We start from the raw sequence: 14426 nt of genomic DNA on the forward strand, positions 1-14426 counted from the left end.
GATTGCATTCCGTTGGTCAAACTGGGATTGCCTAACGTAGTTTTTCACCATTTTTTTGCGGCACGTCAGATTATTTTATGCTCATTGTCTAGCACATGATTATTACGCTGGGAGAGCATTTTGAACGTAGACGAAATCATGACCTCAGAAGAACTTGTTGCCGTGGAGACTGCGGTAAACGTCCTTTTAAAAAAGTACAATCTACCGAGAAAAAATCCCATACATAAATCGTTCAAAGAAATCGCGCTGGGTAAGACTTTCAAAGCTCGAGATGCCCTGGAAATAATCTTAAACGATGATCCTACCTATCCAGGATTTAGAGAGGTTCTAGCAAGTGGCTTCGTAGGTTGGGCAACATTTCCCCAATACCAGCCTATCAGTCTTGGCTTGATGACTCATGCTATCCTCGCACACATGGATAGCTGCGAGAGGGCCGTCGGGTTAGGAAATCATGATCTCGACCTGTCAAGAGACATCGTTTCACGATACGTTTTAACCGGAATCGATTTCCTTGCGGATATATATGACCAGCTTGGTGGTTATGACGCATTTACGCGAGCGTACAGTCCAGACAGCATTACCATCGCTGCAAATACTGAAGACAAGTCAATCAAAACGGTCATTCAGGCAATGACTTATCTTCATCATGGTGCAGATCGATTCAGAGATGTTGAGTACGACTTCGCCCCAAGCCTGAATCGAGCCGCCGGTATATTTCATGAACTGAAAAGGTCTTTAGGGCCCCAAGAGTACGGGAAGAAATATGTTGCTCGATCGCTTCTTCATCGTCAGTGGACTGGCAATAAACCAGCGCTCGCACTTCAATATGCGGCCTCTTCAATGAGAGTTAAGCGCAAATCGTTCCTCGTCATTATGCTTGAGGGTAACTTTAGCTACACTGAGCATCATGGTTATATCGATGAGTGGCTAGGTCGCGCACGTTTTGTGTCAGATCATATCTTCGGCAAAATGGAGAGTGACGATCTTGATCGAACGACGATGCGGTTGCTGGGCGACATAAAGCCTCGCCCATTTAAAGCACCGAAAATTACCTCCCTCGAAATCGAAATTATGAATTCTCAGTTCAACAAAAGATTTCGTAGGAACTGATATAACTATCTGTTCTCATTCGTTTTTGGTTGTTTACATCGTGTGGTACTATGTATGTACTGGTGGATTATGGTAAACAACTAAAATTTTTGTCATCTTCCATCTGTGTCCAACGCAAGCCACGGAGAAAGAAATGACGCAACCTCAGAAAAGCGAAACGCGCTTTGACCCAGCGCCCCCTTTGATTAACGATTTTCCATCCAGCGGGTATGTACGTCTACAACAGATACTGCGACCACAAGGTCCTCTTCCAATAAGCAAGTCGGGTTTTTGGGCAGGCGTGAAAAGTGGAAAGTATCCGCCTGCGCGTAAAATATCAGAAAGGGTAACGGTTTGGCGGGCTGAAGACATTCGCGCCCTCATTGCCAAAATCGAAAAGACCGCTCGTTAACACGTTGCATCTTGAGGAGGTTGGCGTAGCGAAGCCACGGTGTTTGACTGTGGCTTCCTCCCCACCTCCCTGACATCTAATCTCAACCCTTTGCCGCCGACTTTGCCAGAGCGCTTGCGCTCTGACCGAAAACGCGCGCCTATGGAGATACTTTAGTGAAGCCTATCGATAAATCAGGAAAAATGAGTGGTGGGGGTAACAAGGATCGAACTTGTTACTCGTTCGATGTCAACTTAATTGATCAGACTCCATCAAGGCAACAATCAGCAGCCCAAGCCCCAAAAACATTCCATCCTTACAGAACCTCAAATAGTAAATTGGGCTCATGGAGTGATGGGCTTGAGGTAAGGATGCGTGGGCCGAACAGGGATCAGCCATCCTATGTAATAAAGACAAGTCCGCGCTTACTCAGAGCAAGAGAGCAGGCGTTTGAATCCTCACTAGTTGGTCGCCTGACTGCTGTAATCGAAGCCCAGAACCTCTGCTCTGTACTCGATCCCCTCCGCCAGAAAATTCGCATGCCGACCGTAGCAGCTGATGCGGCGATCATTGAAAATCTCGTTGTTATTTACGCCATCTCGCAGGTCCTGAAATTGGACCGAGACCAGTGGAATCAGTTTTGCCTCTCTGAACACTGGCTCAAGCATCGAAACAGACCTCGGACTAATTCTAACGATAGTGATCACGCGTTGGTTTTTGTGCTGCGTTACGCGGTTGCGGACAAAAGTGCGTCCTCGCTCACCAAAAGGCTTAACGGTTTGCTTCAACCGTTTTGGGCCAGCGAAGAGAAAGCTGAGCAGGTGTCCGGTCTTATAATAGAGAAGCTCAAGAAGAAGCAGCCATCAAGGTCGTCAAGCTGGAAAATCGCTGACCAGCCAGCAGCAAATGAATTGGAATTGATAACCCATCGGACATCGGTGACGGTTAAGGCCATTGTTCATAAGGATGCCAAGGGCAAGACAGTTTTCGAGGTGAAAGAGATAGTAGCCAGCGAAGTGCTTGAGCCGCCCCTATTGTAATACACATTATACACCCCAAACCCACTCATCACCCCCACCCGGTAAATAAGCGTTGTAACCACGCATACCGGTGCCGTCACCCCATAGGACTTGAACAATGAAACGTGAACCGTTGATATCATTCGAGCAATTCGTTGAGAGGCATGAAGCCTTAGACAAGGCGATTTGGCGCTACCATGTCTCGGCAGCAGGCAAATATAAATTGCCACCGGAAATGCTGTCGAAATTGATGAAGCAAAATGCGACAGAAATGTTGGCCATCAACCCGCATACCAGAATCGCCTATGCGAAAAGCGCGGAGCACTTCATTCGCCAGCGCCTTAGAATGGGTGAGATCGGAGAAGTATTTTTCGTAGACATAGCATGCAAGAAACACATCGCGCCAATTTCTGAAATCCAAGACTTTAACCTTCAGAGTTTGAGCGAATGGATGCGACGTCGCCTGAAAGGAATGAACTTTTTCGGCGCGTTGGATGCCGCGTATTATTATAATGGAACCCCACTTACAGACAAAAAGGAACCTGCCGTCTGCTGGCATGGTCACTTCATGGTGTGGGGCGTAACGAGGGAAGCTCTTCTTAAACGTCAGAAGAAAACCAATGAGCGCTTCGACGCTGGCTGGGCTGGAGGAAAGTGCTTTTATTTTAAAGCGTGGTCCGAAAATGTTGAAGGACGCACGATGTATATGATGAAGGCCCCTCAGAGCGAATATTCGGTATTCCTGTATGAACAGAGCGCCGAGGTATTTGATCCTGAAACCGGCGAAATTAGTCAGGACAAAATCGATAAGGCCAAACAATACAAGCGTGAACTTCGTACGGGTTCTTTCAAGAATGTGGCTGAGCTCTACTCGGATGTAAAAATGAGCGATATCTTGTTGGCGAGTGGCGGCGGAAATTATCTACTCAAAGATATCGTCAAGCGCGCTGAGGAGCTGCTGTCGCTTGACAGGGAAAGCCAGCAGGCAGCAAAGGCAGAGATAATAGGTCTACCCCGCCAACACTGGCCAGCCTCAGCGCGTAGCGCGGTAATTTCGCCAAGCCCAGTCTCCATCAAATAGGGATTATCTGAGGCGCGTCTGATGCTCAAAAAGGTATTTCGGGCATACGAGTTCTCTGAATGTGAGAATCTATGTCTAGCCCTGCGGCTAGCCTTGGGTTGATGCGAATGATCGAGGCGGTGCCCGATCGCCTTGACGGGCCGTCATTTCGCAGCTTGGCTTGATAGAGCGGGGATCTCGATGGACGTCATCGATGGTGATGTCGTTCGTCGCTTTGCCGAACAGCGCTGTCGATGTGCCGGTGGGCGGCAGTGGCTGCGGGTGTCGCCAAAATACTCACGCCGTGCCGGGAGGTTCGTTGTTTTCCTGCAACGGGCAGGTGTCGTATGTCCACCCCCGAAGCTCGCGTCGCCATATCCCCTGCTTGACGGCTATCAGAGCTTGTTGCGCGTCCACCGAGGACTGTCGGAACGAACGATCACCCGTCACCTTGCCGCTTACGACCGTTCATCAACATGGGGAGAAGCCAATCGCGCAGAGGCTCACAAGTTCTTGGTTTTGTCCAATTGTTTCAGGAATTTGTTTCGCTGTGAAATCGTCATCGAGGAGCGGCCAGAACGACGAGGATGACGCTCCGGTTAGAGCATCAGCATCATCTCTAATTTGGCGGGCAGGTAAATCCCCTGTGGATTGCTGTGAGTAATGCCATGAAAGACAAATGAAGATTGCCAAATCGAAGCGTGTATGTTCCGATACTAATGCAACTAAAAACGGAGCATCAGCATGGTCCTTTATAACAATCCTCAGTATTTTCAGCAGACCGAGCACGACAACTTTCACCAAGAACGAACGCCTGGATGGATCTCACCAGATTCAGCTATCTATCGATGCGTTAACTGTGGTGACGAGATAGCTGCGAACAAGGGCAATCCCCTGCCTCCGCAAAACCACCACCAGCACAATCCACCGTCTCCAATTCGGTGGAAACTAGTCGCTGTAGCGGTGCAAAAATGATTTAAGGGAGACGCCGCTTAACCCGGCTTTCCTTTTTCACCGCCTTCTAGGATCCAGAAGCCGCCGATTTCGTACCGACGGCATGGGTGTCGGCGATGGATTTAACGGTTTCACTCCGTCAAAAGACGAAAGTCGTCACAGGCTTCCGGCGTCTCTATCCCGGCACAGCCTCGACAAAACGTTAGATACCGAGGATAAAAAAATGACTGATAATCCAGCAGAGTTCGATTGGCCCGACCAGAAAGAGTTTATGGTTGAGTTTAATAAAGAGCTTCAAGCGGGAAGCGATCGCGCGCTAGTGCTTGTTACTGGCGCTATGATCGATGAGTTGTTGAGGCGGCTATTAGTGGCTGTCCTTCCCTACACGAGAGATGATCTTTTCGAAGGTGGCAACGCAACTTTGGGGTCGTTGTCGGCCAGATCCAACCTCGTCAGAGCGCTCGGCCTTGTCTCCGAAGATGATTACAGACGCCTCAACTTACTGCGCAAAATGCGCAATGAAATGGCTCACAAGCTATCGCTAACCCTGTCTGATGGGGAATTCGTCAACAGGGTACGAGAACTGTGGATCGGAATAGAAGTGAGCGAAATGCCTGATGACAGGATCAACTTCGGCGCTGCAGGCCTCTATCTGATTATGTTGTTATCAGTACGGATCGCAGACGTTAGAAAGCAGCCAGCAGTGCGACCACTATTCTAGCTGATGGAAATTGCGACCGACGATGGTCCAAGAGCGGACGGCGTGACATGGAGCGATTCTCACAGCCCCGGAAAAACTGCCGTTTCATCGCCTTCACTGAGCGATCTCAGAGATATCTTAATATGCTTCTCATTGTACCATGTGATGTAGGCATCCACTTCTCTGACGAACTGTTCGATTGTGATGGCCCTCCAATCTCGTGGATAAACGAGTTCCGTTTTCAATCGACCGAAGAAGCCCTCACACGCGGCTTTATCTTGTGAACAGCCTTGCGCGACATCGAACGTACCAACTGCGCATCGTTTGTGCGGCTCAACAGCAAGCATGGCCCGATATCGTTGCCGTGGATCTCAATGCTCACCGACATGAAGAAGTACGCATGAATGGCTATCGTTATGTCGTGTAGTACGGCGACTTGATGGAACTCCGAGCTGGTCGCGCATCTTATGCGGAGAAAGGTGATTTTCTCACCAAAGGCCGAAGCAGCAACTCGTATCGTAGCCGAGATCGACGCGGTAATCGCTCTCGCGAAGCGCAGTCGTAATCGTGCTTACCGCATTTTGCGCGCATAGCGAAAAGCGGCGAGCCACGACCCACTGCCAGTCCATCTTTTCAAGCGGTGCGAGTGATCTCATGTACGTCTCGAAGATACGCTTCAGCTTGCTCAGCCAAGTCGGTGAAGAACGATCGCGTCAAGTTTGCAGCAGAAGTAACTTGAGGTTCATTTCCTGCCCTCGCGGCCTCAATAGTAATCGCAACAGCCCAAGCTCCGAACATTCTAGGATTTCGATCTCCCGCTCAAAGGTTTGAATAGTCGTATCTCGCAAATGATGCACTATCTCGTCGAGCGTAGTCGCGTCCCACGTTCGGATGTCGGGCGGTGCATCGTCAGGAGAATTCAGGAAGTGGGGTTCGATCATAAACAGGACCATTCCGGCAATTGTGCGCACTCTTTCCGCCAAAACTCGGTGCTTTCTAAGTTGAATGGCAAAGCCAATTCTTTGGTGCCGGTCGGCGTCGTACACTTGTCTGGACAAGAAAATAATGGTCGGCACCGCAACAATAACAGCGGCCCAGCCGCTTGTGGCGGAAAGCCATTCCCGCACGCAGTTTTCATCTGGCGAGCAGACATCGACCTTCCAGAGAGATTGAAAATAGACCGCCACGATGGAACAACAGCTGCGATCAAAGAAACAGGAATAAAAAATCTCATGCTGCCCACTCTGTGAATTTGCCCGCCAGACTTATTTGCGCAATCGTGAGCTGGCAACGCACGAATGTGAACACACCATATAAAATCCTACATAACAGGCGCGGCCATGAGTAACGTTGCACAAGATACTAAGAGAACACACCGCCCGACACTTCGCGTCCGGGATTTGAACGCCACGCTGGAGGCTCTGAAAAAGGCGGAATGAAACCGACTGCATTAGACACATTGCCAGACGGAACGTTTCGGTGGCATTTTACATCAGCGCCGCAGAGCGACGACACCGATCTAGACCGCGAACTGGCAGAGTTTGACAAAAAGCATGGTTACAGTTGCGCTTAAAGGCATCCACGCCTTAAAAGCAATGGACAGTACGTATTACTACGCTTGGCGAGGTGGCCCAAGGCTTACAGGCGAACCCGGATCACCAGCTTTCATGGCGTCATATAACGAGGCCGTTGCAGCCGTACCGAACTAGAAAGCGGGAAATTCCGCTCAATCATTACCCACTAAAAGGCGTATTTTTCGTAAACTTGACAACTCCTAAGTGTAATGATATAACGTAACACGCTGACGCTTTTGTCAGCATTGAGGGGGCCCGTTGCGGCCCCTCTTCTATTTGGAGAGCTACAAATATGAACACGGCAACCACGAACCCCACCTCGCCCATTACCCTGCCTTGCCCAATCATCATTTTGGGTCGTGATGACAAGCGAAAGCCTCATGCATCGTTCTTTCCCGCCACCGATACACGCCCAGCCGAGAAGGCTGCTGAACTGATGGGTATGGCTGCCTTGAAAGTTGAGAGCGATGACGTCAGGTCGTTTTTGACCCGACTCCCGCAGGGCAAGTTGTTCGACAGCGGCAAGGCCTTCGTGCCGTTCGTGAAGCAAGACCTCTATAACGAGATCGCAGCCCACCTTACCGACGAAGAACGCGAGCGGCTTGAGCAACCACGCGCCGCGCCTGAAACGCCCCCTGCTGACGTTACCCATCCTGTGCGCCCAAAAAACATGCCCGACGGTTTTGACAAGATCGTCGTCGGTAGCTTGGTGCTGGCGACAGAAGGCCCGCTTGAAGGCTGGTATGAGGCGAAGGTTTTGGAAGTGAAAGCTGAAGGCAGCCTGCGGCTACAGTGGCGCGATTACCTCGACAACCCGCCATTCACGCGCCGTCTCGATCAGGTCGCCCTCATTCACCCCTCTTACGTCGAGGCCTGATTGGTGATGGCCAGCGTACTCATGAGACCAACCAACGAGGGTGCGGCTCAGAAAACCGCATCAATACGCACTCAGAACGACGCCTTTCGAACCGGTTTCGTGGGTGGGCGGATCATGCTCACCAACGGGGTTAATGGCCTTGCCGAAAACGACCGTCAAGCTGTCGTTGGGGCTGTTCAGGCCTTTGCTGATTTCACACTAGGGAACGACCCGTATGGCGAGCATGACTTCGGCGCTGTCACGGTCAATGACGCCGTGTTCTTCTGGAAGATCGATTATTACGGCCGCGATTTGCAGAACGGCTCTCCCGACCCTGCCGATGATGCAGTGACGTGCCGGGTGCTCACTATTATGCGGGCGGAGGAGTATTAAGCGATGCGTTCAGGAAAGACGCGCTACTGCATTTTTACTCATGGGGTGGACGCCCGCCCTTCAAAGCGCGCAAGGGTATTGCACCCGGGTCTACGGGGGCAAATAACTCAGAGACATGTACGTTCAGGACACGCGATACAGCTTCAAGCGTTGCAACGGTCACGTTCTCCGAGCCGCGTTCGATGCGACCAATATATGAACGGTCAATATCGGCCTCCAGCCCAAGTCGTTCTTGCGAGATCGCACGCTCAACACGCAAGCGTCGTAGATTCCAGCCGATTATCTTTCGAACATCCATTGCCGCAACAAGCCATAAATGTGGCTTGACAAGCGACGGACTGCTAGTCCCATATTAACCTGATAACGAGTATTGACTCACGAACTTCACTTAAGGAGGTGCTATGAAAATCGCAGTTGGAATTATCGGCCTGCTTCTCGGCATTTTGGTGCTGATGCAATCATGTGCCGTGACCGCAGGTAGCGGATTGATGAACGACAGCGCCACCGGGGCGGCGGCATCGATTGGAATGCTTGTCGGCCTCGTGTTCGCCATTGCGGGCGCTTTTTCGTTCGCACTGCCGTTGGTGGGGGCCATCATGTTCTTCGTTGCCGGACTGCTTGCGTTCATGGCGTCGACCCAAGGCAACTTCGGCGACATCACCATCTGGGGCTACATCGCCATGGTGCTGGCGATCATGGGCTTTTTCACGTGGCGCTCTGCAAAGCGTAAGAAAAACCAGCCAACGGTATAAAGCCGGCTCACCCGGCTTGACGGTAATTCATACAGGACATTGGACATCTTATGAGCGCTTACATTGACGCCATGCGCCGTTACGCGACGTTTTCAGGGCGATCCACCCGGACGGAATTTTGGTACTACCACCTTGTATTTCTCGCCCTTGCGTTTGGCGGATTGATTATCGACGTCATTATTGCTGGGCCTCGTGAACCCCAGCCGCTCGTTTCGGCGCTGATCGTGATTGGCCATTACCTTCCCTCGCTCGCGATCATCGTCAGGCGTTTGCATGACCTGGATAAAAGTGGCTGGCTGGTGCTGACCTGCCTCATACCCTTGGTCGGCATTATCGCTTTCATCGTGATCGGAAGCAGCGCGTCAAGGGCTCACGTTCAGGACATTGCGGCGCGCACTGGTGGGGCTGGTCACCCGGCGCGTCAGCCTGACGCTTCCAGTTCGGCTGATCAGATTGGACGCATCGAAAAACTGGCCGCTTTGCGCTCGTCCGGCGCAATTACGGATACCGAGTTCGAAACGATGAAAGCGAGCATCATTCAAAACCCTCAGCCGTCACAGAAACCCGCCTGAAGCGCACGTGTTGCAAACAGCAGAGCGAAAGAAAGCATGATGAGCATGAAAGTCAGCACGATCCTTACAGCGCTGGGTATCAGCGTTGCAGTTTCCGTCGCTACGCAAGCGAGCGCCGAAGAGCAGTCCTACTACAAGGGAAACAGCTTGGAGATTTTCCTGCATACCCCAACGGATGGAAAACAGGCATTTTGTGCCTTTCGCAGTACGGCATGGTCGGGGAAGTCGGTTGCGATTGAGTACACATTGATTGGCACAGATAAAATTGTTCCGCGGCTACGGGTGACGAAGCAAAACTGGAATCTGCCGGTTGGCCAAACGACGAACGTCGCCATCGGTACCGCTTGGGCAGGTGGTATTCAGTTCACTTCCAAGGTCGTCAGCACTGATGAAATGTACGGAGAAATTCCGGGCGCTAACGCAGAAGACGGCGGCGGTTTTATGGTCACCACCATTTTGGGCACGGCAATCTCGACCAACAAGCCAGCTACGCTGGCCGTGACCTTTCAAGGCAACGAACCAGTATGGCACGTGCCGGTGGTGAGCTACGCGGACGCCATTGGGTTGGGTACGGGTTTTGACAACTGTATCACGGCCTTGACCCAACTCGGTCCGTCACTATTCAAGTCGCCTGAGGTTTCGAGCACATCGCCCTTTGCCGAACCACCGAGCCAGAATAGCGCCACGTTTAAACCACCAGCACCAAATCGAAGCGTCATGTTTGGAGAAATCCCGCCTACGCCAGCCGTGAGCCCGGCTGCCTCGGCCTCAATGTGGACCTTTGAAAAACGCGAAGAGGATTGGGGTGACACCTGTTTCGTGGAAACGAAACAAGGTGACATGACGGTTGGCTTCATGGGGGCACCCGGTAAAGACTTTGTCGGTTTTGTTGAGGGCGCACCATTCAAAGATTCCGTTCGTGCCACTTGGAAAATCGATGACGAAGGCGGTTACATCTCCAATGGCCACTTAGATGATTATTTCGGCTGGTACGGCTTTTACGAGCTTTCGAGCGAAATTCTCAATGATGGCAAGAATGGCAAAAAATTAGAGATCGAGGATTTGGATGGCGGTTTGATCACACTCAGCTTGGCAACCGCCGCCGTACCGTTCTCTCAATTTCAACTTTGCTTCAGCAAGCCTGCAATGAAAGCCGAAGTTTCAGACAAGTATCCGGGTGCACCGCAAACGCCGCCCAATCGGAAAAACTGCTTGCTTGTGGTCGATGGAAAGAAAGCCATTGACGGTGCCTGCTACTGGAAACAGGACGACAACGATAAGGGCAGCTTCTACATGGAGGGAAATCGATATTTTGCTTACATCGGAATCGATGGTTCGACCGCGTCAGGAGCGTGGAATGAAACGCCCGGCAGCACTCATGCGCACACAAACCTTGGAGACATGAGACGCGACGGGAAGTGCTGGAAGAGTAAAACTGTTCGCCTTTGCCCCGGCACCGAATGATAAGGGTTAGTGTCGAGCCAGTTGGGTTGGCAGAAATACCAGTACGTTGAACCCCTGCCTCACATGGAAATGCCTATCGGTAAGCAGATTGTCGCCATGCGCGTCCATGAACCACCGTGCTACGTCAGCATCGTAGAACTCAGTAATCGTCGCCCCGACCACCGACCTTGCCGCAGCTAGCATTTCGGCCTTATCCAGCTTTCGCGTATTGATCTGCACAAGCTTGCGTTTGGCTGGCTTGCCTGCATCGGAAACGAACACCGAGAGTCTGCTACCGTGATAATATTTAACCCGGATGCGCAGCCGCTTCGGGCGCATTTTGTCGAACTCATCGTTGATCGACTGGATGCGGGCTTCAATCTCGTCATCTGTGAGATGGGTTTCCGGCATGACGTCGCTGACAGGGATTAGATCGTCGGCGAAGTGCTCATGTGCCACGTCCGCTGCGTGTTGAGCATAGGCCAGATGCGTGACGGGCAGAGCGCAAAGCCATTTGCGGCGCTGCTCGATTGCCATTGATTTAGCCTTCGCTTCACCAAACTTCGGAACGGAGAAATTTTCGCGCTTACTACCGTCATTTGTTGTCAGCGTTGCCTGCCAGACGTCACCCTCGCGGGTCTCTAGTCGACGTACGCCAGAAATGCCACTCTTGTTAGTCTTGCGCAGAAGAACCGCCTGCTCATGATTGGTCGCAGGTGGTATGGCTTCGATGATCGCATCGCGGTAGGCGCGGGCTGCCGAGTAAGTGGCTTCATCGGAACCATAAATACTGTCCTTGAACAGGCGCACAACTTTGTGGCCACGTCGTCTGAGGCTGACCCACCAACCAGCGCCGCGACGCTCATTGGCCTCTTCACGGTTCAGGCCATAGCCCTCGGCATCATGCTTCGTCTGCGGACTGTGAGCCTTCATGCGTCTTTTGGGCAATGTGCTGTCCATATCAACAAGCGCCATGAATGCATCCCATCCAAACTGTTTCGCTTAAAATTAGATTGTAGATTACGGCGGGTTTAGGACTGCGGAACAATTTTATGTCGAACTAGTTGTACAAAAAGTGAAAGCACCTTGCTTTTGCCACAATGATTGATTGCATTCTTACTAGATTTTGACAGCTGATTGATATTTTATCCAATCCGATCACCGGGGTTCCCCATGACCGACCAGCCATCGTCGTCCGAGTTCATTCAGGCCAGCCGTGTTCTCAAGGTCAAGTCGCCACTGGGCGAAGACCAGTTGCTGCCGGAGCGGATGGTGATCAACGAAGGCGTTTCGCAACTGTTCGAGATACAGCTGAATGTCCGCGCCAAGAAGGAATCGGTGAAGCCGGAAGAACTGATCGGCCGTCTGATCGATGTCTCCGTCGAGGTGCAACAGGGCGAAGATGGTGGTGGCGTGCGCCGCCCGTTCAACGGTCTCGTGACCGACCTGCACGAGGGACCGCCGATTACTCGCGGTCTACGCTCCTACGCCATGACCATTCGCCCACAGATGTGGTTGCTGTCGCGCCGTTCAGACTGCCGTATCTGGATGGACAAAACCTCGGTGGAGGTCGTCGAAACGCTGTTTTCCGAACACGGCATCCCAGCACCGGATACGTCAGGCGTGATCAAAACTCCGCCTGCACAAGAGTACAGCGTTCAATATAACGAAGACGATTTATCCTATCTTCTCACACGCTTAGAGGAAGATGGGCTGTTTTACTGGTTCAGCCATGAAGACGGGTCTCACAAGCTGCATGTGGCAGATACCGCCAATGGATGGCTTGGACCGTCGCCCTCAGCACAAGGCGAAGGCAGGGTGAGATTGGCACAGGGTTCCTCAGATCGCAACCACATCAATGACTGGGCCCGACGCTTTTCTTACGTGCCCGGTCAGCGCGCAGGTGCAGACTGGAATTTCGAAACACCCGGCATGGTGCCGAGCAATATGACACCGTCACTGGTGCAGATGCCGGATGCGACCAAACGCGAGCTTTACGAATACCCGGCCCGCATCAAGACCGTGGAAGAGGCAGAGCGGGCCCAGAAACTCCGGGCGCAATCCATCGAAGCCGACCATGATCGCGTCTTCGGCGGATCGACGTCCCGCATTCTGGAAGCAGGCCGTCGCTTCACACCATACGAAGTTGCCCATCCCGAGCACGAATATGAAGAGCATGTGATCATCAAAGCGAGCCACACCATCGTGGACCGCTCCTACGAGACCAACAGCAACGAGCCGGAATACCGCAACGCTTTTGAGGCCATCCCAGCTCGCGTGCCGCTGACGCCGCACCGCAGGACCAAGCGCCCGAAGATCGAAGGTACGCAGGTGGCAATCGTCGCCGGACCGGAAGGCGAAGAAATCCATCCGGATCAATATGGCCGCATCAAGCTGTGGTTCCCATGGGACCGCAAGGCGAAGAAGGATGGGACAGATACCTGCTGGGTGCGGGTCAGTCAGGCATGGGGTGGAGGTACATGGGGTGCGCAGGTCATCCCGCGCATTGGCATGGAGGTGATGGTTGCCTTTGTGGACGGCGATCCAGACCGTCCCTTGGTGACAGGTGTCGTCAACAACCCGAAAAATTCGGTGCCCTACGATCTGCCGGCCAACAAGACCCGCATGGTGTTGCGCTCCAATACGCACAAGGGCGATGGCTTCAACGAAATCACCTTCGAGGACGAAGCAGGCAAGGAAAACCAGTTCTTCCACGCCCAGAAAGACCAGACCACCCGTGTGCTGAACGACCGTACAAAGCGCATAGACCGCCACGAGGTGGCCTCTGTCGGTGGCAACCGCGCTGTAGAGGTCTCGGGCAACCAGAAGCACGAGATCGGTGGATCGGTGAACACCGTCGTTGGTGGCACTGGACCCATGGCGATGATGGCGATGGCGGGCGTCCAAGCACTTTCTGGCCAGACGGCAGGTCTTCTCAGTCAGGCGGCGCAATTCGCTGGCGGTGGTGGACCGGGCATTGCAGCGTTCGCCACGACACTCGCCTCTTCCGCCCTCGGCTTCCTCGGCGCTGGTGGCATGTCGTCTCGCGAGGGTGTGGTCTCAGGCCCCAGCCCTCGGTCTGACGCAGGCACGGCGCTTGCAGGCTCAGGTACTGGTGTTGGATCAGATGCATCAGGCCTCTTCCCACTCCCCGGCATCATGAACACCATCATCGGTGCGTTTCAGTCCACGTCAGTGGGTGTTGCAAAGGCCGAACAGATCGGCGTCAGCAAAGTAACCAACATCGGCCAAACGGAAGTGCGGCAGGTTGGAAAGCAACAGAACCTGACAATTGGTAGCGAGCAATACGTCGAGGTCGGAAAGGGCCAGTACACTCGCGTTGGGGAAAAGATCACCGTCAATGTCGGCAAGCTCTACAATCTCGTGTCGGAGGAAAAATATCACGGTGAAGCGAAGGTCTGGGAGATATTCGCAGATGACGAAATCAGGCTTTCGACGCCGGGTGGCTACATCTCCCTTACGAAAAGCGGCATCAAGCTGTTCGCACTGAAGATCGATATCGAGGGCAACCAAATTAATTTCAAAAAAGGCGGCCCCGGCGAAGGAACGTCGTGTGCGCGAAAAATGGCTGAGTCATCAACCCCTTTTGTAAGAATGTGAAC

15 protein-coding genes and 2 pseudogenes are annotated in these 14426 nt (G+C 52.6%); 11 read left to right on the top strand and 6 right to left on the bottom strand.

Annotation, left to right across the window (positions count from 1 at the left end; genetic code table 11):
- The first annotated feature begins 120 nt into the window (after positions 1–120).
- From DSM25558_RS13375 to DSM25558_RS13390, 3 genes are all read left to right on the top strand, one after another.
- Positions 121–1110 carry a hypothetical protein gene (locus tag DSM25558_RS13375; protein ID WP_077105265.1) on the top strand — a complete coding sequence of 330 codons (990 nt, stop codon included), beginning with the start codon at positions 121–123 and terminating at the stop codon, positions 1108–1110.
- A gap of 546 nt (positions 1111–1656) precedes the next feature.
- The gene (locus tag DSM25558_RS13385; protein ID WP_143240103.1) at positions 1657–2520 is read left to right on the top strand and encodes a hypothetical protein; all 864 of its coding nucleotides are present in this window, start codon (positions 1657–1659) and stop codon (positions 2518–2520) included.
- Between the two features lie 97 nt (positions 2521–2617).
- Complete coding sequence (locus tag DSM25558_RS13390) at positions 2618–3580, top strand: hypothetical protein (RefSeq protein ID WP_077105268.1); 963 nt, start codon at positions 2618–2620, stop codon at positions 3578–3580.
- A gap of 450 nt (positions 3581–4030) precedes the next feature.
- On the opposite strand, the gene DSM25558_RS28990 is transcribed toward DSM25558_RS13390, so the two are convergent.
- A complete protein-coding gene (locus tag DSM25558_RS28990) occupies positions 4031–4363 on the bottom strand; it encodes a hypothetical protein (RefSeq protein WP_200800754.1) in 333 nt (110 codons plus the stop codon).
- 373 nt (positions 4364–4736) lie between these two features.
- Here DSM25558_RS28990 and DSM25558_RS13405 point away from each other — a divergent pair, with 373 nt between their 5' ends.
- Positions 4737–5234 (top strand): hypothetical protein, encoded by a 498-nt coding sequence (locus DSM25558_RS13405; RefSeq protein WP_077105270.1) that lies wholly within the window; start codon positions 4737–4739, stop codon positions 5232–5234.
- 59 nt (positions 5235–5293) lie between these two features.
- Here DSM25558_RS13405 and DSM25558_RS13410 read toward each other — a convergent pair.
- From DSM25558_RS13410 to DSM25558_RS13415, 3 genes and pseudogenes are all read right to left on the bottom strand, one after another.
- A pseudogene (locus DSM25558_RS13410) lies at positions 5294–5535 on the bottom strand (IS3 family transposase); the annotation flags it as partial.
- Between the two features lie 166 nt (positions 5536–5701).
- Positions 5702–5869 carry a hypothetical protein gene (locus DSM25558_RS28835; RefSeq protein WP_159442493.1) on the bottom strand — a complete coding sequence of 56 codons (168 nt, stop codon included), beginning with the start codon at positions 5867–5869 and terminating at the stop codon, positions 5702–5704.
- Positions 5870–5926: 57 nt separating this feature from the next.
- Positions 5927–6400 (bottom strand): hypothetical protein, encoded by a 474-nt coding sequence (locus tag DSM25558_RS13415; RefSeq protein WP_143240104.1) that lies wholly within the window; start codon positions 6398–6400, stop codon positions 5927–5929.
- A gap of 366 nt (positions 6401–6766) precedes the next feature.
- On the opposite strand from DSM25558_RS13415, the pseudogene DSM25558_RS29785 reads away from it, so the two are divergent.
- From DSM25558_RS29785 to DSM25558_RS13425, 3 genes and pseudogenes are all read left to right on the top strand, one after another.
- Positions 6767–6951: pseudogene (locus tag DSM25558_RS29785) on the top strand (site-specific integrase); the annotation flags it as partial.
- Positions 6952–7079: 128 nt separating this feature from the next.
- Entirely contained in the window at positions 7080–7664 is a 585-nt protein-coding gene (locus DSM25558_RS13420) for a hypothetical protein (protein WP_077105272.1), read from the top strand.
- Between the two features lie 6 nt (positions 7665–7670).
- Positions 7671–8036: a DUF3768 domain-containing protein gene (locus tag DSM25558_RS13425; RefSeq protein WP_077105357.1), complete on the top strand. Its 366-nt coding sequence runs from the start codon at positions 7671–7673 to the stop codon at positions 8034–8036.
- Positions 8037–8070: 34 nt separating this feature from the next.
- Here the strand turns inward: DSM25558_RS13425 and DSM25558_RS13430 are convergent, their stop codons facing one another.
- Complete coding sequence (locus DSM25558_RS13430) at positions 8071–8334, bottom strand: helix-turn-helix domain-containing protein (protein ID WP_077105273.1); 264 nt, start codon at positions 8332–8334, stop codon at positions 8071–8073.
- 103 nt (positions 8335–8437) lie between these two features.
- Here DSM25558_RS13430 and DSM25558_RS13435 point away from each other — a divergent pair, with 103 nt between their 5' ends.
- The 3 genes from DSM25558_RS13435 to DSM25558_RS13445 are packed head-to-tail and all read left to right on the top strand — an operon-like array spanning position 8438 to position 10824.
- Positions 8438–8788: a hypothetical protein gene (locus DSM25558_RS13435; protein ID WP_077105274.1), complete on the top strand. Its 351-nt coding sequence runs from the start codon at positions 8438–8440 to the stop codon at positions 8786–8788.
- 50 nt (positions 8789–8838) lie between these two features.
- Complete coding sequence (locus DSM25558_RS13440; protein WP_077105275.1) at positions 8839–9360, top strand: DUF805 domain-containing protein; 522 nt, start codon at positions 8839–8841, stop codon at positions 9358–9360.
- Between the two features lie 39 nt (positions 9361–9399).
- Positions 9400–10824 carry a hypothetical protein gene (locus tag DSM25558_RS13445; RefSeq protein ID WP_159442494.1) on the top strand — a complete coding sequence of 475 codons (1425 nt, stop codon included), beginning with the start codon at positions 9400–9402 and terminating at the stop codon, positions 10822–10824.
- A gap of 6 nt (positions 10825–10830) precedes the next feature.
- Here DSM25558_RS13445 and DSM25558_RS13450 read toward each other — a convergent pair whose 3' ends face one another.
- Positions 10831–11778, bottom strand: coding sequence for a hypothetical protein (locus DSM25558_RS13450; protein WP_244554190.1), 948 nt, complete (start codon positions 11776–11778; stop codon positions 10831–10833).
- A 198-nt stretch (positions 11779–11976) separates the two neighbouring features.
- Between DSM25558_RS13450 and tssI the strand changes: the two genes are divergently transcribed.
- The gene (gene tssI, locus DSM25558_RS13455; protein ID WP_077105277.1) at positions 11977–14424 is read left to right on the top strand and encodes a type VI secretion system tip protein TssI/VgrG; all 2448 of its coding nucleotides are present in this window, start codon (positions 11977–11979) and stop codon (positions 14422–14424) included.
- The last annotated feature ends 2 nt before the right edge of the window (positions 14425–14426 follow it).

Origin of the sequence: Agrobacterium sp. DSM 25558 (genome assembly GCF_900100825.1) — a bacterium.
Taxonomy (GTDB): Bacteria; Pseudomonadota; Alphaproteobacteria; order Rhizobiales; family Rhizobiaceae; genus Agrobacterium.

Excerpts from the sequence above, each read along its gene's own strand:
- DSM25558_RS13390 (WP_077105268.1), top strand. The coding sequence starts at position 2,618 with ATGAAACGTGAACCGTTGATATCATTCGAGCAATTCGTTGAGAGGCAT.
- DSM25558_RS13405 (WP_077105270.1), top strand. The coding sequence starts at position 4,737 with ATGACTGATAATCCAGCAGAGTTCGATTGGCCCGACCAGAAAGAGTTT.
- DSM25558_RS28835 (WP_159442493.1), bottom strand. The coding sequence starts at position 5,869 with ATGAGATCACTCGCACCGCTTGAAAAGATGGACTGGCAGTGGGTCGTG.
- DSM25558_RS13420 (WP_077105272.1), top strand. The coding sequence starts at position 7,080 with ATGAACACGGCAACCACGAACCCCACCTCGCCCATTACCCTGCCTTGC.
- DSM25558_RS13425 (WP_077105357.1), top strand. The coding sequence starts at position 7,671 with ATGGCCAGCGTACTCATGAGACCAACCAACGAGGGTGCGGCTCAGAAA.
- DSM25558_RS13430 (WP_077105273.1), bottom strand. The coding sequence starts at position 8,334 with ATGGATGTTCGAAAGATAATCGGCTGGAATCTACGACGCTTGCGTGTT.
- DSM25558_RS13435 (WP_077105274.1), top strand. The coding sequence starts at position 8,438 with ATGAAAATCGCAGTTGGAATTATCGGCCTGCTTCTCGGCATTTTGGTG.
- DSM25558_RS13440 (WP_077105275.1), top strand. The coding sequence starts at position 8,839 with ATGAGCGCTTACATTGACGCCATGCGCCGTTACGCGACGTTTTCAGGG.
- DSM25558_RS13445 (WP_159442494.1), top strand. The coding sequence starts at position 9,400 with ATGAGCATGAAAGTCAGCACGATCCTTACAGCGCTGGGTATCAGCGTT.
- DSM25558_RS13450 (WP_244554190.1), bottom strand. The coding sequence starts at position 11,778 with ATGGCGCTTGTTGATATGGACAGCACATTGCCCAAAAGACGCATGAAG.
- tssI (WP_077105277.1), top strand. The coding sequence starts at position 11,977 with ATGACCGACCAGCCATCGTCGTCCGAGTTCATTCAGGCCAGCCGTGTT.